The sequence below is a fragment of the Stenotrophomonas sp. GD04054 genome (assembly GCF_029836955.1).
In the GTDB taxonomy this organism is placed as follows: domain Bacteria; phylum Pseudomonadota; class Gammaproteobacteria; order Xanthomonadales; family Xanthomonadaceae; genus Stenotrophomonas; species Stenotrophomonas maltophilia_A.
Window position 1 is genome coordinate 62,429 of sequence record NZ_JAOECR010000009.1, and the last position, 16,439, is coordinate 78,867.

The 16,439-nt window shown below is 67.2% G+C and carries 16 protein-coding genes; 6 read left to right on the forward strand and 10 right to left on the reverse strand.

The genetic code is table 11. The features are described from left to right. Nucleotides 1-23: 23 nt before the first annotated feature. Genes N7573_RS06935 through hemF form a run of 4 tightly spaced genes read left to right on the forward strand, consistent with a single transcriptional unit; the run spans nt 24 to nt 4,343 of the window. Complete coding sequence (locus N7573_RS06935; protein WP_049398641.1) at nt 24-584, forward strand: hypothetical protein; 561 nt, start codon at nt 24-26, stop codon at nt 582-584. A 35-nt stretch (nt 585-619) separates the two neighbouring features. Then, nucleotides 620-1,738, forward strand: coding sequence for a hypothetical protein (locus N7573_RS06940; RefSeq protein ID WP_279912254.1), 1,119 nt, complete (start codon nt 620-622; stop codon nt 1,736-1,738). Between the two features lie 37 nt (nt 1,739-1,775). Beyond that, complete coding sequence (locus N7573_RS06945; protein WP_279912255.1) at nt 1,776-3,392, forward strand: hypothetical protein; 1,617 nt, start codon at nt 1,776-1,778, stop codon at nt 3,390-3,392. 54 nt (nt 3,393-3,446) lie between these two features. After that, nucleotides 3,447-4,343: an oxygen-dependent coproporphyrinogen oxidase gene (gene hemF, locus N7573_RS06950; protein WP_065723724.1), complete on the forward strand. Its 897-nt coding sequence runs from the start codon at nt 3,447-3,449 to the stop codon at nt 4,341-4,343. A 42-nt stretch (nt 4,344-4,385) separates the two neighbouring features. Here hemF and N7573_RS06955 read toward each other — a convergent pair whose 3' ends face one another. Both N7573_RS06955 and polA read right to left on the reverse strand, forming a co-directional pair. Further along, complete coding sequence (locus tag N7573_RS06955) at nt 4,386-4,865, reverse strand: YetF domain-containing protein (RefSeq protein WP_049462278.1); 480 nt, start codon at nt 4,863-4,865, stop codon at nt 4,386-4,388. A 328-nt stretch (nt 4,866-5,193) separates the two neighbouring features. Next, entirely contained in the window at nt 5,194-7,968 is a 2,775-nt protein-coding gene (gene polA / locus N7573_RS06960) for a DNA polymerase I (RefSeq protein ID WP_279912256.1), read from the reverse strand. Nucleotides 7,969-8,066: 98 nt separating this feature from the next. Here polA and N7573_RS06965 point away from each other — a divergent pair, with 98 nt between their 5' ends. Next, the gene (locus tag N7573_RS06965; protein ID WP_005411628.1) at nt 8,067-8,351 is read left to right on the forward strand and encodes a DUF2782 domain-containing protein; all 285 of its coding nucleotides are present in this window, start codon (nt 8,067-8,069) and stop codon (nt 8,349-8,351) included. 134 nt (nt 8,352-8,485) lie between these two features. Here N7573_RS06965 and N7573_RS06970 read toward each other — a convergent pair whose 3' ends face one another. Continuing rightward, nucleotides 8,486-8,932, reverse strand: coding sequence for a universal stress protein (locus tag N7573_RS06970; RefSeq protein WP_005411629.1), 447 nt, complete (start codon nt 8,930-8,932; stop codon nt 8,486-8,488). Nucleotides 8,933-9,117: 185 nt separating this feature from the next. Between N7573_RS06970 and N7573_RS06975 the strand changes: the two genes are divergently transcribed. Beyond that, the gene (locus N7573_RS06975) at nt 9,118-9,264 is read left to right on the forward strand and encodes a hypothetical protein (RefSeq protein WP_279912257.1); all 147 of its coding nucleotides are present in this window, start codon (nt 9,118-9,120) and stop codon (nt 9,262-9,264) included. Between the two features lie 48 nt (nt 9,265-9,312). Here N7573_RS06975 and N7573_RS06980 read toward each other — a convergent pair whose 3' ends face one another. The 7 genes from N7573_RS06980 to rpmB form a co-directional block, all read right to left on the reverse strand. Continuing rightward, nucleotides 9,313-9,867, reverse strand: coding sequence for a hypothetical protein (locus N7573_RS06980; RefSeq protein WP_279912258.1), 555 nt, complete (start codon nt 9,865-9,867; stop codon nt 9,313-9,315). A 184-nt stretch (nt 9,868-10,051) separates the two neighbouring features. After that, complete coding sequence (locus tag N7573_RS06985) at nt 10,052-10,378, reverse strand: low molecular weight protein tyrosine phosphatase family protein (protein WP_053498324.1); 327 nt, start codon at nt 10,376-10,378, stop codon at nt 10,052-10,054. 178 nt (nt 10,379-10,556) lie between these two features. Beyond that, nucleotides 10,557-12,749: a DNA helicase II gene (uvrD, locus tag N7573_RS06990; protein ID WP_279912259.1), complete on the reverse strand. Its 2,193-nt coding sequence runs from the start codon at nt 12,747-12,749 to the stop codon at nt 10,557-10,559. 9 nt (nt 12,750-12,758) lie between these two features. Continuing rightward, nucleotides 12,759-14,180, reverse strand: a complete 1,422-nt coding sequence (locus N7573_RS06995) for an FAD/NAD(P)-binding protein (RefSeq protein ID WP_279912260.1) — start codon at nt 14,178-14,180, stop codon at nt 12,759-12,761. 45 nt (nt 14,181-14,225) lie between these two features. Further along, nucleotides 14,226-15,644 carry a cardiolipin synthase gene (gene cls / locus N7573_RS07000; protein ID WP_279912263.1) on the reverse strand — a complete coding sequence of 473 codons (1,419 nt, stop codon included), beginning with the start codon at nt 15,642-15,644 and terminating at the stop codon, nt 14,226-14,228. Nucleotides 15,645-15,983: 339 nt separating this feature from the next. Beyond that, complete coding sequence (rpmG, locus tag N7573_RS07005) at nt 15,984-16,151, reverse strand: 50S ribosomal protein L33 (RefSeq protein ID WP_170272460.1); 168 nt, start codon at nt 16,149-16,151, stop codon at nt 15,984-15,986. Between the two features lie 10 nt (nt 16,152-16,161). Continuing rightward, on the reverse strand, nt 16,162-16,398 hold the full coding sequence (gene rpmB, locus N7573_RS07010; RefSeq protein WP_005411638.1) for a 50S ribosomal protein L28: 237 nt from the start codon (nt 16,396-16,398) through the stop codon (nt 16,162-16,164). Nucleotides 16,399-16,439 lie beyond the last annotated feature (41 nt).

Sequence of the window (16,439 nt, forward strand, 5' to 3'; positions counted from 1 at the left end):
GGCACCGATTGCAAGGACACCGGATGTCAATGTCGATCCCGCCGATTCCTTCGCTGGTCCAACCGACCTATCACGCTTGGGTGCGCCCGATCGCACACGCCTCGTTCTGGCTGTCACTGCTGCTCACGGTCTACTTCGTGATGCAGGGACTGCTGCTGTGGCCGCTGCACAACCTTCCGATCTGGCACCTGGTTGAGAGGGAAGTACAACTCCAGCACCTGCACAGCCTGATCTGGCTTCTGGCGCATCCGGTGGCCGCGTCGATGATCGTCGCACTGCTGTGTCTTGCCTCGACGCTGGCCAGCTGGGGACTGCTACGCGAGCGCAGCTGGGGCCTGTGGAGCTTTGTGGCCATCCTGCTGATGAGTGCATTGACCAACTTTGCGATCGCCGGGTGGCTGGACGTGTTCATGCGCGACGTCATCCCGTTTCTCTCCGACGACGCCGTCCTGCAACAGGAACTCCATCTGAAACGCTGGTTGATCACGCTGACCATGGTGGCCATGTCATTCGTACTCCTCGGCCTGCAGGGTTGGCTGGCCTGGCGCCTGCTGCGACCAGACATCCGCTCGCGCTTCCACTGAGCCACACCCCTTTCCCGCACGACAAGGACCGTCGCATGCGCTTGCTGACCCTTCTCCCCGCGCTGCTGCTGTTCGCCGCGCTGCCTGCCGCCGCCGATGCGCTGCGCTGTGGCGAATACCGCAGCACCGACGGTGGCATGGCGCTGATATTCACATCACCCAGCACCGGCTACCGCCACGACGACGGCAGCGAGCCGGAGCCGCTGTGGGTCGATCGCAGTGCGGCGCAGGCCCGACTGGTCATGCTCGACGATGGCGTGGCGCTGCCGGTCCGGATCAGCGCCGATGGGCAGCGCATCGAAGACGACGTGGTGGTCTACACGCTGCGCCAGTCCCGGGACTGCGCCAGCGAACCCGCCGCGATTGCCGGCAGCTGCCGCGCCGCCGGCAGCCACTGCATTGCGCAGCTGCCCGCGGCTTCGCCCAGCCAGGCCCAGCGCGCGTGCAGCGAAGGCGTTGGCGCGGGCTGCTCGGCGCTGCTGCGACAACTGCGGGATGACAGCCCAGCAAAGGCCACCGACGACGTCGGTGCCACGGGCTTTGAACGCCCGCCTGCCTGCCGCGAACACACGCCCGGGCATGACCCGCAGGCCTGCGAGGCGCTGACCAATGATGCATTGGCTGCCGCCATGCAGCGGGTGAATCAACGCCTGCAGCAGGAAGACGAAGACACACTGGATTCGCCGCTTCCGGCCGCTGCACGCGATCAGCTGCAGCAGCGGTGCCTGCAGCACCGCAGTGGCCGCTTCTGCGTGGAAGTGGCCGCGCAGCAATTGAACGCGCTGGAACCTGCGTTGGCAGTGCAGGCCCTGCAGGTGGTCTGCGATGCGGGCCGCGTCAGTGCCTGCGAACGTACTGCACCGCTGCGTGAACTCGGCACCGACCTGCGCCTGGTTCCGCTGCAGCAGGTGCCGTGCGGCCGTTACCAGGCCGACGGTGGCGTGATCGACATGCTCGACTTCGGTGATGGCGCGCATGCCCGCCTGCATGAAGGCGCCGTCCAGCTGCAGCAGAACGGCGAAACCCTTGTGCTGCGCCAGCTCGGCAACGGCGACCTGCTCGGCATGGACAACCAGACGGCCTACCAGCGTTACCAGCTCGTGCCCGGCACGGCACAATGCACGCCCCCGCGCGAGGGCCAGGGTTCGCCGTAGCGCCAGGAGCTTCCCGTTCGATCGTCAAGGAGACGATATGCATTCACCCGCACCGCGCCGCCGCTGGCTGGCCTGGGTCCTGCTGCTGGCCGCGCCGATGGCTGCCGCACAATCGCCGCAATGCGGCCTGTTCAAGGCCGACGAAGGCAGCGGCACGCTGCGCATCAGCTCACCGAACCGCGGCGAGCAGAAGCACTTCGGCAGTGCGCCGTCTCCGGTCGCGTTCCAGCAGATCGACGGAAAGCTGCAGCTGGTGAACCTGGAGTACGGCCTGCCCAGCGCGCTGCAGGTGCGCGATCGTGGCCGCACGGTCGAGGTGGATGGCACGGTCTACCTCCTGCAGGCGCCCGCACAGTGCGCCGCAGCCGCCACGCCGGCTGCAGGCAGCTGCCTGGCTGATGCGGCGGCGTGCCTGGACAACCGTCGCGAAGCGACCCCGGCCGCCCTGGAAGCGGGGTGTCGGGAAGGCGTGCCCGGCATGTGCCTGCAACTGGCTGATCGTTGGCATGAGGAAGCCAAACCCACGGTCGAGGCCGATCCCGCTCTGGCAAAGGCAGCGCTCGACGCCGCCCTGTCCGGCATCAAACTCCCCGCCGCCTGTGACAACGGTGGCTTCGAACAAGGAACCCCGGCGTGTGCCGCCGCACTCGAGGCCGACCCGGCAGTGCAGGAGCAGCTGGTCAAGGCCGCGATGACGGCCGCCATGACCGAAGCCATGGTGACGATGACGGCACCGACCGTGCCGGTGATCATTCCAGCTGAGCGGCGGCAACAGTTGTTGCGGTTGTGCCGCGAGGTACCGCACGGCGGCTTCTGCACCCGCGTGGCTGAGCTGTCCTGGGACGCGGGAGATCCCCAGCAGGCGGTGCAGGCGCTGGCTGCGGCCTGCACCCCCGGCAATGACACCGCCACTTGTCAGCGCCTGCCGGCGTTGCAGGCGGTGGGCGCATCGCTGCGACCGCAGCCCGCAACTGCATTGCCCTGCGGCAACTACCGGTCCGACGGCGGCCTGATGGACACGCTGGACTTCGGCGATGCCGGCCTGGTTGGCGTTGGCTGGAGCAGCCATCTTCGCGCACGCGTCGAAGCGGGCGACATCCGCATCCACCACGACCGGGACGGCGACTTCGTGCTGCGCCCGCTGCCCGGCGGCCAGTTGCTGGGCCTGGATAACTGGACCCGCTTCCAGGTGTTCGTCCCCACCGGCGAGGGCCCGACCCGGTGCAGTGCACCGAAGCAGTTCAAGGTGCTGCCACTGCCGCAGGATTGCCCGCTGGCGCTGGCCAACGAGGGCGGTGCCGAAGCCTGCTGCGCGCAGGGCAAGCTGCAGGGCTGCAACATTCTCGGCAACCGCCTTGCGCTGTCCGGGAACTGGCTGCAGGCCGCCGGGCACTACACCACGGTCTGCCGCGCCGGCGTGCGCGAAGGGTGCGAGAACCTGGTGACCGCACAGGGCAACGGCGCGGAACTGGACGCACGGGCAACCCTGGAGCAGCTGTGCAAGGCCGACCGTAGTGGCCTGCATGTGGCCTGCGACGTGCTCGGCACCCAGAACTGGGAGCTGATCACGCTGGGTGGTGCTCTGCAGAAGGCGGTTGACGAGGCAGCCGAGGACGACGCTCCGGCGCCGCGCAACTCCAACCGCAAGCGCTGAGCAGGCCAGGGCCTGCCCGCAGCTTCGGGCGGGCCCTGCGGTAAAGTACGCGCCATGAACGAATTCGAGCGCGTGCGCGCCTACCTCACCGACCTGCAGGACCGCATCTGTGCGGCGATCGAGGCCGTCGATGGCCAGGCCCGCTTCCAGGAAGACCTGTGGCAGCGGGCCGAGGGCGGTGGCGGGCGTACCCGCGTGCTGCGCGACGGTGCGGTGTTCGAGCAGGCCGGCATCGGCTTCTCCGACGTGGCCGGCAGCCGCCTGCCGCCATCGGCCTCGGCCAACCGTCCGGAACTGGCTGGCGCCTCCTGGCGTGCTACTGGCGTGTCGCTGGTGTTCCACCCGCTCAACCCCTACGTGCCGACCACCCATGCCAACGTGCGCTTCTTCCAGGCGCAGCGCGACGGCGAAGTGGTGGCCAGCTGGTTCGGCGGTGGCTTCGACCTGACCCCGTTCTATCCGTTCGACGAGGACGTGCAGCACTGGCACCGGGTCGCGCGCGACCTGTGCGCCCCGTTCGGCGACGAACGCTATGCCGCGCACAAGCGCTGGTGCGACGAGTACTTCTTCCTGCGCCACCGCAATGAAACGCGCGGCGTCGGCGGCCTGTTCTTCGACGACCTGCACGGCGACTTCGAGCGCGATTTCGACTATCTGCGTGCAGTCGGCGATGGCTTCCTGGATGCCTACCTGCCGATCGTGCAGCAGCGCAAGGACACCGCCTACGGCGAGCGCGAGCGAGAGTTCCAGCTGTACCGACGCGGCCGCTATGTGGAATTCAACCTGGTCTACGACCGCGGCACGCTGTTTGGCCTGCAGAGTGGTGGCCGCAGCGAAAGCATCCTGATGAGCCTGCCGCCGCGGGTGCGCTGGGAGTACGGCTTCACCCCGGAAGCGGGTAGCGCCGAGGCACGCCTGGCCGATTACCTGGTGCCGCGCGACTGGCTGTGAGGGGCAGCCTGGTCGCGCCGGGCCTGGGCTCGGTGCTACAAGTCAGGTGCCCTTCTGCGTGATGATCGTGATGTGTCCGGTCGTCTCCAGCAGCGCGATCTGCACGTCCTCGATCCGCAGGCCGCCCTGCTGGCGCAGCGCGGCATCGAAATCGGCCCGGCTGATCAGTTCGCGGCGGAGAACGCCCTCCAACAGCCGGCCATCACGCGCGATCACGGTGGGCTCTCCTTCGATCATCCGCTCCATGCGCCGATTCCGGGTGGTCAACCAGCCCACCCCATAGTTCAGCACGATCAGGGTGGCCGCCAGCAGCAGGCCACCGCCCAGCGAGGTGTCGGTGCCCAACAGCGCGTTCTGCACCGCGTTGCCCAGCAGCACGATCAGCAGCACGTCGAAGGGCGTGATCTGCCCCAGAGCCCGCTTGCCACCCAGCCGGACCATGCCCAGCACCACGACATACACCACCACCGCGCGCAGGATGAACTCCCACCACGGCATGGCCAGAGCGAACAGGTCGGGCATGGTCTTCCCCTGCGGAGCGGTGGCCCAGCGTGGCGCAGGCCATGGCGTCTGGCAACGGCACAAATAAAAAGCCCCGCTGACCAGGGGGAGGTCAACGGGGCCGGGGAACGGGCACTTGGGGAGGAGTCCCCGTTCCGAGATCTGCTCCAGGGGATGGGAGAGATCCACAACAGGCGTTGCGCCTGTTGAGAGTTATAGAAGCACTCCGAACACTAACGGTTCGTGAAGGGGCCCAATTTAATGAACCTCCATCAGGGCAACATTCATGATTGAGTCAGAAACCTCTGACGAATGAACGAATTCACGTCGTTTTCGGCCTGAAACACCCTCAGTGTGCTTCGTCCCAGTTGTTGCCGATGCCGGTATCGACCACCAGCGGCACCCGCAGTTTGGCCGCTTGCGACATGCGCTCGACCACCTGCAAACGCAAGTCTTCAACGAAACTGCTTTCGGTTTCGAACACCAGTTCATCGTGCACCTGCAGGATCATCCGTGCCGGTGCGCCACTGTCACGCAGCCACTGGTCCACGTCCACCATCGCGCGTTTGATGATGTCGGCGGCGGTGCCCTGCATCGGCGCGTTGATCGCCGCGCGTTCGGCACCGGCGCGCAGGCCCTGGTTACGTGCATGAATGTCGTTCAGGTACAGGCGACGACCAAACAGGGTTTCCACATAGCCCTGGTCGCGGGCCTGCTGGCGCATCCGCTCCATGAAGTCGCGCACGCCCGGGTAGCGGCTGAAGTACAGCGCCACGTAGTCCTGCGCCTGGCCACGGTCGATGCCCAGGTTGCGCGCCAGGCCGAAGGCGCTCATGCCGTACATCAGGCCGAAGTTGATCGCCTTGGCCGCGCGGCGCTCGTTCGGGGTCACTTCCTCCAGCGTGCGCCCGAACACCTCGGCGGCGGTGGCGCGGTGCACGTCGGCGCCCTGCTCGAAGGCACGCACCAGGCCCGGGTCCTCGGACAGGTGGGCCATGATCCGCAGCTCGATCTGCGAATAGTCGGCCGCCAGCAGCTGGAAGCCCTCCGGGGCGATGAACGCGCGGCGGATGCGGCGGCCATCCTCGGTGCGGATCGGGATGTTCTGCAGGTTCGGGTCCGACGAGGACAGGCGGCCGGTGGCGGCACCGGACTGGTGGTAGCTGGTATGCACTCGGCCGGTGTCCGGGTTGACCATCTCCGGCAGCTTGTCGGTGTAGGTGCTGCGCAGCTTGGCCAGGCCCCGGTAGTCCAGGATCACTCGCGGCAGCTCGTGCTGGTCGGCGATCGCCTCCAGCGCCTCTTCATTGGTGCTGGGCTGGCCCTTCGGGGTCTTCACCACCGCCGGCAGCTTCAGCTCATCGAACAGCACCGCCTGCAGCTGCTTGGGCGAATCCAGGTTGAAGCTGCGGCCGGCCAGCTCGGTGGCCTTCTGCTGCGCGGCCAGCATGCGCGAGGACAGGTCCTGGCTCTGCCGGCGCAGTTCGTCGGTGTCGATCCGCACGCCGTTGGCTTCGATCGTGGTCAGCACCGGCACCAGCGGCATCTCGATGTCGCGGTACACGCTGTCCAGCGCCGGCTCGGCCAGCAGCTGCGGCTGCAGCGCGCGGTGCAGGCGCAGGGTGACGTCGGCGTCCTCGGCCGCATAGCGGCTGGCTTCGTCGATGCCCACCTGCGAGAACGGAATCTGCTTGGCACCCTTGCCGGCCACGTCCTCGAACTTGATGGTGCTGTAGCCCAGGTAGCGCAGGGCCAGCGAATCCATGTCGTGGCGGGTGGCGGTGGAATTGAGCACGAAGCTCTCGAGCATGGTGTCATCGTGGTAGCCCTGCACGTCCACGCCGTGGCGGCGCAGCACATGCAGGTCGTACTTGCCATGCTGGCCCAGCTTTTTCTTGGCCGGGTCCTGCAGCACCGGGCGCAGCGCATCCAGCACCTGCTGCATCGGCAGCTGCGCCGGCGCACCCGGGTAATCGTGGCCGACCGGAATGTAGGCCGCCTTGCCCGGCTCGACCGCCAGGCTGACGCCGACCAGGCGCGCGCGCATCGCGTCCAGCGCATCGGTTTCGGTGTCGAAGCTGATCAGCTCGGCCTGCTGCAGGCGCTCGACCCAGGCCTGCAGCTGCTCGCTGGTCAGCACGGTCTCGTATTCACCCGGTGCGGCCAGCGCCGGATCCAGCGTGCCAGCGGCTGGCGCCTCGGCACTGCCACGGGCGAAGCCTGCGGCGGTACCGCGCAGGCTCGGGGTGGCCTCGCTGGCGGCAGCCGGCGCCGGCAGCGGCGCACCCAGTTCCTTCAGCGCCTGGGTGAAGCCGTAGCGCGTGTACAGCTCGGTCAGCGCCGGCACGTCCTGCTCGCGCAGGGCCAGCGTGGTCGGGCTGACGTCCAGCTCTACGTCGGTGCGGATGGTCACCAGCTCGCGGTTCAGCGGCAGGCGCTCCAGCGCGGCGCGCAGGTTCTCGCCGATCTTGCCCTTCATGGTTGGCGCGGCGGCCATCACCCCGTCCAGGTGCTGGTACTCGGCCAGCCACTTGGCGGCGGTCTTCGGCCCGCATTTCTCCACGCCCGGCACGTTGTCGACGGTGTCGCCCATCAGCGCCAGCAGGTCGATGATCTGGTCGGCGCGCACGCCGAATTTCTCCATCACCGCCGCATCCGAATCCATGCGGCTGCCGGTCATGGTGTTGACCAGCTCGATGCCCGGGCGCACCAGCTGGGCGAAGTCCTTGTCGCCGGTGGAAATGGTCACCTTCAGGTCCTGCGCCAGGCCCTGGAGGGCCAGCGTGCCGATCACATCGTCGGCTTCCACGCCGGGGACGCGCAGGATGCTGATGCCCAGGGCTTCGACGATGCGGCACATCGGCTCGACCTGGCTGCGCAGCTCATCGGGCATCGGCGGGCGGTTGGCCTTGTACTGGTCGTACAGGTCGTCACGGAAGGTCTTGCCGGGCGCATCGACCACGAACGCGACGTAGGCCGGGCGTTCCTTCAGCGTCGAACGCAGCATGTTGACCACGCCGAACAGTGCGCCAGTGGGTTCACCCTGTGCATTGGACAGGGGCGGCAGCGCGTGGAACGCGCGGTACAGGTAACTGGACCCGTCGATCAGGACTAATCTGCTCATGGGCCGATTCTACGCGCCCGTGCCTGCACTGCGACGACACGGCACAGCCGCGGCGATGGGGCATAATCAAGGCTCTTTCCAGGCAAAGGCCCCCGCCGATGAAGACCCTGATGCTGGCTTCCCTGCTCCTGCTCGCTGGCTGCGCCAGCATGGGTGGCGCGGGCGCTCCCCCGGTGGACGTCAAGGGCGCGGATGTGTCCAAGCGCACCATGGACAACGGCGATGTCATCGAGGAATACCGCGTGTCCGGCCAGCTGCGCATGGTCAAGGTGACCCCGTCGCGCGGTGCCCCGTTCTACATGTACGACAAGAACGGCGATGGCCGTTTCGACAACGACAAGGACGGCGTGTCGCCGGTGTACTGGAAGCTGTACAGCTGGTGATGTGACCGGGGTCGGATCCCTGCGCTTCAGTAGATCCACGCCATGCGTGGATGGGCCCCTGCCGGCCCTACAAAAGATGACGCCGGCGCGCATCCTGCGGCCGGCGTCGGGTCCCCTCCCCGGGAACGCTTGTATCAGCGGATGACCAGCACCGGCAGCGTGCTGCGTGCCAGCACTTCAGCGGTCTGGCTGCCCAGCAGCACACGGGTCACACCACGGCGGCCATGCGAGGTCATCACGATCAGGTCGCTGTTGCGCTCGCCGGCAGTCTCGATGATGCCGTCAGCCGCATAGCGGTCCAGCACGTGCACCGGGTTGGCGGTAATGCCCTGCTCGGCGGCCTTGGCCAGCGCCGGCTGCAGCACCTTCTGCGCGCCTTCCTCGCGGTCGGCCTTGTACTCAGGGCTGTTCATGTAGCCCACGCTCCAGCCCATGGCGTCGTACATGCCGACGGCCCACGGCTCGGAGACAGTCACGATATCGACCTCGGCGTTGAGGTCCTTGGCCAGCTCCAGGCCCTTGGCCAGGCCCTTGTCGGCCAGCTCGGATCCGTCGGTGGCAATCAGGATGCGCTTGTACATGGTGAGGCTCCGTATCGATCTGCCAGATGGGAACGACACCATTGCACACCGGATGTGCAGGCCGTGCCTTGAGCAGAATCAATCCGGCGCCGCGCATTGGCGTGTGCGCACCGCCCGCTTGCACGCACCGGTCGGGCGGCGCATGCTCGGCGGGCGGCGCACTGCCGCACCCAAGGACGACCGACATGCAGGACAACAAGCCGCCCGTCTGGAGTTCCCAGAAGTCCATCCTGGTCGCCGCGATCATCGCCTTGGCGGTGCTGTTCGGCGGCTACCAGATCGGCAAGGACATGGCGCTGCGCGACAACGCCCGGCAGTCAGCCGGCCGATAACCTGCTGCCGTAGAGTCGAGCTTGCTCGACTCTACAGCGCCCCCACCTTCAGGCGATCTGCACCACGCGTGCGTTCTGGCACAGCGGGTAGCTGGCCACGAATCCGGCAATCGCATCACGCATCGCTTCGAACGATTCGCCGTACATGTACAGCGCGGTCTCGGTCGGGCCCTGCCACCAGCTGCAGATCTCGCCCAGGCCGTCGATGTTCTCCGACAGCTGCTCGAATACGTGGTTGGAATCGCACTGTTCGTAGACCTCGTCCGGCAGGTTCAGGCCATCCAGGTAGATGCCCAGGCCTTCGGTCACGCCGAAGCTGCGGTCAGCCTGGCCTGCGCCCTGCAGCTGCGAACCCTTCGGCGCACCCAGCTGCTCCAGCAGATCGATCAGCTTCGGCACGCCGGCCGCATCGATCAGCGCTACTTCGATATCGCCGTACTCGACCTCACCCAGGTCGGACATCGCGGTGCCACCACCAGTCAGCTCGCCCACCTGGGCCGCCTGCAGCAGCGCATCGAGCGGATCCTCGAACAGTTCGTGGCGATGCTCGGGCTGCAGCTTGGCGTTCAACTTCACGGTGACGTGCAGCGTGGGTTCGGTCATCGGGGCGTTCCTGGAAGATGTCAGGCCCCATTGTAGAGTCGAAGGTAGCGGCAGGAGCCGCTGCCAACGTCGCTTGCGACGGCCCGAAGGGTGCCGGTCAGGACGACCGGCATAGCTTGCTCGACTGCTTCTAGCGCGGCACAAGGCAGTCGAGCAAGCTCGACTCTACGGGGGTTCGATGCGATCAGCGCAGAAACGGCGCCACCTTGCGCTTCAGCAACTCCACCAGCACCGGGTCCATGTAGTCGTAGTCGTCGGGGATATCCAGACAGATCACCCGCTTGCCGTTCAGCCATGCCTTGTAACGGCTGGACAGACGGTTGCGGTGCGCCTTCTCCATCACGAACACCAGGTCGGCCCACTGCAGCAACTCGGGGCTGAGTACTTCCTCGGCGTCGGCCAGCAACCCGGCTGAGGCGGTCTCGATGCCCGGCCAATCGGCAAATACCTGCTCGGCGGTGGGGCTGCGCAGGCGGTTCTGGCTGCAGAGGAAGAGCACGTTGCGGGTCATGGATACTCGCTTTTGTAGAGTCGAGCCGTGCTCGACTGACTTTTCCCGCTGCAAGCAGCCGAGCATGGCTATGCCGGTCGTCCTGACCGGCACCCTTCGGGCCGTCGCAAGCGACGTTGGCAGCGGCTCCTGCCGCTACCTTCGGCTCTACAGGAATTCCCGCCCCCCTCGACAGTGATCAGATCACCGTCAGGTTGGCATACGCCATCACCAGCCACTTGCTGCCGGCATCGGCAAACTCGACCTGCACGCGGGCGTGGGCGCCGTTGCCTTCGTAGTCGGTCACCATGCCTTCGCCGAACTTGGGATGGGTGACCAGTGCGCCGAGCTTGATCGGCGGTGCCTCGATCGAGGCATGGCCCATCACCCGGCTGGCGCCCATCGAGGCCGGCCGCGAGACCTGCACCTTGGGGCGGACTTCGTGCAGCAGCTCGCGCGGGATCTCGCGCAGGAAGCGCGACGGCAGGCTGTAGTTGTCCTGGCCGTGGATGCGGCGCGATTCGGCGTAGCTCAGCACCAGCTTCTGGCGCGCGCGGGTGATGCCCACGTAGGCCAGGCGGCGCTCTTCTTCCAGCCGCCCGCTTTCCTCCAGCGAGCGTGCGCTGGGGAACAGGCCTTCTTCCAGGCCGGCCAGGAACACCAGCGGGAATTCCAGGCCCTTGGCCGAGTGCAGGGTCATCAGCTGCACGCCCTCTTCGCCCGCCTGCGCCTGGCCCTCGCCAGCCTCCAGCGCGGCATAGGCCAGGAACGCGACCAGCTCGTCCATGTCCTCGCCCACTTCCTCGATGTCGTCGGCGCGGCGCACGAAGCGCGAGGCCACCGAGACCAGTTCGTCGAGGTTGTCGGTGCGCGATTCGGAGTCCAGCGCGTTGCGGCTTTCCTTGCTCCAGTGCTCGCGCAGCTGCGAGCGGGCCAGCACGTGGTCCACGCGCTCGGCCAGGGTCATGTGCACGGTCTGCGCCTGCAGCTCGTTGACCAGCACCAGGAAGCCGGCCAGCGCATTGCGCGCACGCGCGGCCAGCGCGCTGCCCTGGGTGACCAGCATGGTCGCTTCCCACAGCGAAATACCCTGCGCGCGCGCCTCGCGGCGCACTTCGTCCAGCGTGCGGTCGCCGATGCCACGCGTCGGCGTATTGACCGCGCGCTCGAACGCCGCGTCGTCGTTGCGGTTGGACAGCAGGCGCAGGTAGGCCAGCGCGTCCTTGATTTCGGCACGCTCGAAGAAGCGCATGCCGCCGTACACGCGGTACGGCACCTGTTCGCTCAGCAGCGCTTCTTCCAGCGCGCGCGACTGCGCATTGCTGCGGTAGAGCACGGCCACTTCGGTATAGCTTCCACCGTCACGCACCCACTGGCGCGCGCGCTCGACGATGTAGCGTGCCTCGTCCATCTCGTTGTAGGCGGCGTACAGGTCGATCGGCTCACCGTCGCCACTGTCGGTCCACAGCTGCTTGCCGATGCGGTCGGGGTTGTGCGCGATCACCGCATTGGCGGCGCCGAGGATGTTGGCGGTGGAGCGGTAGTTCTGTTCCAGGCGGATGGTCTGCGCACCCGGGAAGTCGCGCAGGAAGCCCTGCACGTTCTCGACCTTGGCACCGCGCCAGCCGTAGATGGCCTGGTCATCGTCGCCGACCACGAACACGTGACCGGAATCGCCGGCCAGCACGCGCACGAAGGCGTACTGGATGGCATTGGTGTCCTGGAACTCGTCCACCAGGATTTCGCGGAAGCGCGCGCGGTAGTGCGCCAGCAGGGCCGGGTTGTCGCGCAGCAGTTCGTGCGCGCGCAGCAGCAGCTCGGCGAAGTCGACCAGGCCGGCGCGGTCGCAGCGTGCCTGGTACTCGATGTAGGCCTGGCGCATGGTTTCCAGCCAGGCGTCGTGCGGCTCGGGCTGGATGTGCTGCGGGCGGCGACCCTCGTCCTTCTGCGCGTTGATCCACCACGCGATCTGCTTGGCCGGGTACTTGCCGTCGTCCAGTTCCAGCGCCTGCACCACCCGCTTGACCAGCCGCAGCTGGTCGTCCGAGTCCATCACCTGGAAGCCTTCGGGCAGCTTCGCGTCCTGCCAGTGCAGGCGCAGCAGGCGATTGGCCAGGCCGTGGAAGGTGCCGATCCACATGCCACGGCTGCCATTGGGCAGCTGTGCGTCGATGCGGTGGCGCATTTCGCCGGCCGCCTTGTTGGTGAAGGTCACCGCGAAAATGCCGTGGGTCGGCACGCCATCGACTTCATGCAGCCAGGCGATGCGGTGGGTGAGTACGCGGGTCTTGCCGGAACCGGCACCGGCCAGCACCAGGTGGTGGCCGGGGGGAGCGGAGACGGCTTCGCGCTGGGCCGGGTTCAGGCCATCAAGCAGGTGGGAGACATCCATGCCCCCATTTTACGGCATCGCCGTCGCGGCTCCTGCGACCACCTGGGTTGCTAGTGCCTGCGCCTGCTGACGCAGTTCAGGCACCGCCAGGCTTTCCCACAGGCTGCCGATGCGCAGGCTGCCGAGCACGCCAAGCCGTGCCTGCGGCTGGCCACCGGCGGCGCGCAGGCGATCGCCCGGCACCGTGCTGTCCAACCCCAGTCCATGCGGGCCGGGGCGTGCCAGCCCATCGGCCTGCAGCTGCTGCAGCAACGGATTGCGCAGTGCGCTGGCGCGGGTCTCCACGCCGGTGGCGTTGATCACCCCGCCGATCATCCACTGCTGTTCATTGCCCGAGGCATCGCGGCCGGACAGCTGCAGTGAATCGCCGTCGCGGCCGACGCGCTGCAGGCGGGACCGGTGAATACGCAGCTGGCCACTGTCCTGCAGGGACTGCAGCTGCGCATCCACTTCTTCGGCGATGCGGTGGCGATGCACGTCCCAATAGCGCACCACATGGCGCAGGAAGCGGCGCTGGTCGGCCGCGTCGAGGCTGCACCACAGCGCCTGCCCGTGCGGACGGATGCGGTCCATCACGCCCTGCCACGGCAGGCCGTCGGCCTGCGTCTGACGTGCGAACCCGCGCAATGCGTGCAGGCGCTGGCGCAGGTTCATCGGCAGCAACGTGGCCGGGTCGAAGCTGGGCAGGCCGCCATGCGCATGCGGCAACGGCAGCAGGCCGTGGCGCGAGATCACGTGCAGCGGGCCGGTGTGGCCGGCAGCGACCAGCGCCAGCACGGTGTCGGCCATGCTCAGGCCGGAGCCGACAATGGCTACAGCCTGTTCGCCGGCCAGGGTGCGTACGCCGTCGTAGTCCCAGGCCTCGATCACATCATCGGCAGGCAGCGCATCGGCACCGGCCACCGGCAGCGGGCGCATGCTGTTGCCGGTGGCGAGCACCGCCTGCGCGGCGTGCAGCGTGTGGCCATCGCCGAGCGTCAGCTGGTAGCCGTGGTCATCCGGCTGCAGGCCCAGTACCGGCTGCGCGATCACCTGCAGCTGCGCCGGGCTGGCTGCGGCAGCGTCCTGCAGGCGCTGCTGCAGGTAGGCCGCGAAGTAGTGGCGGCACACGTAACGCTCGCCCAGCACCTCGCGCGCCTCGCCCGGGTAGGCGTTGGCGGCCATCAGGTAGTCGAGGAAATCGCCGGGCTGGTCGGCAAACGCACTCATCTTCGCCGCCGGCACGTTCAGCAGATGCTCCGGCCACGGCGTGGCATAGGCGATGCCCTGCGCCAGCTGCGAGGCGGGTTCGAAAATGGCCAGCGCCAGCGGCGCCTTGGCCTGGCGCAGTACCTGGATCGCCACCAGCACCCCGGCCGCACCACCACCGATGATTGCCAGGTCCAGTTCGCCATTACGCGGTGAATCAGTCATGTGCCGATTGTAGGCCATCGGCGATGACAGGCCGGATTGCCGAAGCGGGCGGCCGGCATTGCCTTACATCAACGCATCGGCCAGCCGTGCGATGCCTTCGCGGCTGCGCCTCCACGTGGGGCGGCTGCGCCATTGCTGCAGATCCAGCTGCCGCGATTCACGCAGGTAGCTGTCCTCGATTGCGCACAGCTGCTGCACCAGCGCGCGGTCGTAGCAGATCAGGCCGATCTCGGCATTCAGCGCAAACGAGCGGATATCCATGTTGATCGAGCCGAGCACGGCGATGTCCTCGTCCACGCTCATGTGTTTGGCGTGCAGGAACTGCGGTTCGTACAGGGCGATGCGCACGCCACAGCGCAGCAGCTCGTCGTAGTACGCCTCCTGCGCCCACGAGGTCAGCCGCTGGTTGTTGCTGGCTGAGAGGATCAGCTGCACCTGCACACCGGACAACGCCGCAATGCGCAGCGCGCTCAACGTGGCCTCGTCGGGCACGAAGTACGGCGTGACCATCACCAGCCGCCGCCGCGCCAGGTGGATCAGCGCGGCCACCGCATCACGCGCGTTGCTGTACGGGTAGGCCGGGCCGCTGGGCAGCAGCTGGGTGGCGATGTCATCGCTGCACTCGGGCACATCGGCGATCACGTCCAGGCGCTGGCCGGTTTCCATGTACCAGTCGCTGGCGAACACGGCTTCCAGATGCGCCACCGCCGGGCCGCGCACGCGCGCCACCAGCTCGCGGTTCGGGTGGCCGGGCACGAACTGCGGGCCCGCCAGGTTCTGCGAACCGACATAGGCCACCTCGTTGTCGATCACCGCGATCTTGCGGTGGTTGCGCAGGTCCATGCGCCCGCTGCGGCGCCAGCGCAGGCCGCCGGGCAGCATCGCGCGGACTTCGATGTCGCGCGCCTGCAGGCGCTTGCGATAGGCGCGCAGGCCGCGCTTGGCACCCACTGCGTCGAGCAGCACGCGGCATTGCACACCACGCGCCGCTGCGCGCTGCAGCGCCTCGACCACCGCCTCGCCCACCGCGTCATCAAACATCAGGTAGTACAGCAGGTGCACGCGGTCTTCGGCCTGGTCGATGTCGGCGATCAGCGTGTGCAGCGATTCGTCGTAGTCGGTCAGCAGGTCCACCGCGTTGCCGTGCACCGGCATGAAATCACCCTGCCGCTGCACCAGCGGCACGATCTCGGCGCAGGCGGTGTCCGGCTGCGGGGTCCAGCGCAGGCGATGCTGCAGCGCCTGTTCCTCGCGGATGACCTGCGAGGCCTCGGCCTGGCGGCGGATGCGCTCGCGCGACAGCCACGGGTGGCCGAACAGCAGGTACAGCGGCAGGCCCAGCAGCGGCACGAAGCCGACCAGCAGCAGCCAGCTGCGCGCCGCCCCCGGCGTGGTGCGGGTGGGGATCCAGCACAGCGCGACCAGCCGGATCAGCCAGTCGATCAGCAGCAGGTAGGAACCCAGCAACCACTCGAACAGCATCGCGTCGCCCGTCGGGAGGTGATGGGCCATTCTGCCCAGCGGGGTGTGTAGAGTCGAGCCGCGCTCGACTGCTTTGAAGCCGTGTGCCAACCAAGGTTGGCACCTACCGGGTGGGGGGACAGCGTGTCGACCAAGGTCGACACCTACCGGGGGTGGGGACGGCGTGCCAACCAAGGTTGGCACCTACCGGGTGAAGGGACAGCGTGTCGACCAAGGTCGACACCTACCGGGGGCGGGACAAGTTGCCAACCAAGGTTGGCACCCACCATCTGGATGCCAGGCATGAAAAAACCCGCCACAAGGGCGGGTTTCTTCGCGGGGATCAGCAATCCTTGCGGATTACTTGATCTTGCCTTCCTTGTACGGGACGTGCTTACGCACGACCGGATCGTACTTGGAGAATTCCATCTTCCCCGGGGTGTTCTTCTTGTTCTTGTCGGTCGTGTAGAAGTGACCGGTACCAGCGGTCGAAATCATACGGACCTTATCGCGCTTGCCTGCCATGATCGTCTACTCCTCAGACCTTTTCGCCGCGCGCACGCAGCTCAGCCAGAACGGAATCGATACCGTTCTTGTCGATGGTGCGCAGTGCATGCGCGGAAACACGAAGCTTCACCCAGCGGTTTTCGCTGGCAACCCAGAAGCGGCGCTCGTGCAGATTCGGCAGGAAACGACGACGGGTCTTGTTGTTGGCGTGCGAGACGTTGTTACCCGTCTGCACTCGCTTGCCGGAAACCTGGCATACGCGGGACATTGCGCACCTCGATAGTAAGTTGTGTCAGCCCGTAGCCCGGG

Excerpts from the sequence above, each read along its gene's own strand:
- N7573_RS06935 (WP_049398641.1), top strand. The coding sequence starts at position 24 with ATGTCAATGTCGATCCCGCCGATTCCTTCGCTGGTCCAACCGACCTAT.
- N7573_RS06940 (WP_279912254.1), top strand. The coding sequence starts at position 620 with ATGCGCTTGCTGACCCTTCTCCCCGCGCTGCTGCTGTTCGCCGCGCTG.
- polA (WP_279912256.1), bottom strand. The coding sequence starts at position 7,968 with ATGAGCAGATTAGTCCTGATCGACGGGTCCAGTTACCTGTACCGCGCG.
- N7573_RS06965 (WP_005411628.1), top strand. The coding sequence starts at position 8,067 with ATGAAGACCCTGATGCTGGCTTCCCTGCTCCTGCTCGCTGGCTGCGCC.
- N7573_RS06980 (WP_279912258.1), bottom strand. The coding sequence starts at position 9,867 with ATGACCGAACCCACGCTGCACGTCACCGTGAAGTTGAACGCCAAGCTG.
- N7573_RS06995 (WP_279912260.1), bottom strand. The coding sequence starts at position 14,180 with ATGGCCTACAATCGGCACATGACTGATTCACCGCGTAATGGCGAACTG.
- N7573_RS06970 (WP_005411629.1), bottom strand. The coding sequence starts at position 8,932 with ATGTACAAGCGCATCCTGATTGCCACCGACGGATCCGAGCTGGCCGAC.
- N7573_RS06945 (WP_279912255.1), top strand. The coding sequence starts at position 1,776 with ATGCATTCACCCGCACCGCGCCGCCGCTGGCTGGCCTGGGTCCTGCTG.
- cls (WP_279912263.1), bottom strand. The coding sequence starts at position 15,644 with ATGCTGTTCGAGTGGTTGCTGGGTTCCTACCTGCTGCTGATCGACTGG.
- uvrD (WP_279912259.1), bottom strand. The coding sequence starts at position 12,749 with ATGGATGTCTCCCACCTGCTTGATGGCCTGAACCCGGCCCAGCGCGAA.
- N7573_RS06985 (WP_053498324.1), bottom strand. The coding sequence starts at position 10,378 with ATGACCCGCAACGTGCTCTTCCTCTGCAGCCAGAACCGCCTGCGCAGC.
- N7573_RS06955 (WP_049462278.1), bottom strand. The coding sequence starts at position 4,865 with ATGCCCGACCTGTTCGCTCTGGCCATGCCGTGGTGGGAGTTCATCCTG.
- rpmB (WP_005411638.1), bottom strand. The coding sequence starts at position 16,398 with ATGTCCCGCGTATGCCAGGTTTCCGGCAAGCGAGTGCAGACGGGTAAC.
- N7573_RS06975 (WP_279912257.1), top strand. The coding sequence starts at position 9,118 with ATGCAGGACAACAAGCCGCCCGTCTGGAGTTCCCAGAAGTCCATCCTG.
- hemF (WP_065723724.1), top strand. The coding sequence starts at position 3,447 with ATGAACGAATTCGAGCGCGTGCGCGCCTACCTCACCGACCTGCAGGAC.